We start from the raw sequence: 1401 nt of genomic DNA, 5'->3' as shown, positions 1-1401 counted from the left end.
TCTTTGTTTCTGAAACAGATACAAATCCATTTACATTTCTATAAAAAAACTGAGGCTTTTACGGGACTGACCCCCGTTTTTGAGACAGGGATCAAAACACCTTTTAAACAGCCAATTGCCGATAATTTATCGGTGATTGGTTGTTTAGTTTCGTTTGAATACGAATATTGTTATAATAATGAATGTATTCTATGACAGTGCGTTCTACGATGGCGGTCGTGGTTCGATCAATGCTGTTAAGATAGAACGTTTCAGACTTTAGTGAGGAATGAAACGATTCGATGGAGGCATTATCAGCGGGTGTCCCTTTGCGGGACATGCTCATGGTAATGCCTTTTGTTTTAACAGCTTTCTGATACTCGTAAGATGTATACACAGATCCTTGGTCACTATGTAACACGCAGTTCTCAGGCAGTGTTGGCAGTTGATCAAGTGTGTGTAAGACAAAGTCTGTGTCCTGCTTATCTCCAATCGTAAAAGCAATCACTTCTCCATTATATACATCCAATATACTGGAAAGGTACAATTGTTTCTGTCCATAAGGCAAATACGTGATGTCTGTTACTAGTTTTTCAAGAGGATGATCAGACTGAAAGTTCCGATCTAATATATTGTCGACCACGGCATATGGCTGCCCATTCTTCTTGCGCTTTTTCACCTTAACCCGGCACTGCCACTGATTTTTCTGCATAATACGCTGAACCGTTTTATGGTTAATACACATTCTCTTTTTTAATATAGCTGTGATTTTTCGATATCCATATCGATACTGGTGCTCTCGGCACAACGTGCCGATTTGTTTTTCTAAATGGCGCTTTGGATGATCTTTCTTCAGATTCTTCTTCCAACGATAATAAGACGAGCGAGAGATACCTAAATGAATACAGATATCCTGCACGGTCATTGTGCTGTGCAATTCTTCTACAAGTTCGACTGACGTTTGGCTATCAACTTCCTTTCCAATTCGTTGTACTTTTTTAACACTTCATTCTGTTGTCTCAGATATCGATTCTCTGCCTGCAGTTTCTCTAATTCGGAAGAATACTCCGGACCTTTTCCATAAGTGTATTGCTTACCAACAGGCTGTTCAAATCGATGTGTATCACCAGCCTTATACCATCTGACCCATGTCTTAATCTGCGTATTATTTTTGATATTCAACTCCTGCATGATCTCTTTCATAGGTACGCCTGCCAATCTCATTTCTACAGCCTTCTGTTTCACTTCAACCGGATAACTCACTCTTGTCCCCATAGAAAAAACACCTCCAAGTCTAATTTCGGATAACAATCATCCGTATTCAAACTTGAAGGTGTTTTTATTTGTCTCATCTTATGGGGTCAGTCCCAATAAGGCTAGGGCTTTTATTTTTTCCGCATCCAATCTATCGCTATATTCTGC

The 1401-nt window shown here is 39.6% G+C and carries 1 protein-coding gene; it reads right to left on the bottom strand.

The genetic code is table 11. The annotated features are described in order from the left end of the window. Positions 1–103: 103 nt before the first annotated feature. A protein-coding gene (locus ACFVX4_RS42095; protein WP_087614160.1) for an IS3 family transposase occupies positions 104–1254 on the bottom strand; the annotation gives its coding sequence in 2 pieces (ribosomal slippage) (positions 104–981 and positions 981–1254; 1152 coding nt in all). Positions 1255–1401: the final 147 nt, after the last annotated feature.

The sequence above is a fragment of the Streptomyces sp. NPDC058240 genome (assembly GCF_042882135.1).
Lineage (GTDB): Bacteria > Actinomycetota > Actinomycetes > Streptomycetales > Streptomycetaceae > Streptomyces.
This window is presented reverse-complemented; position numbering and strand designations above follow the sequence as displayed.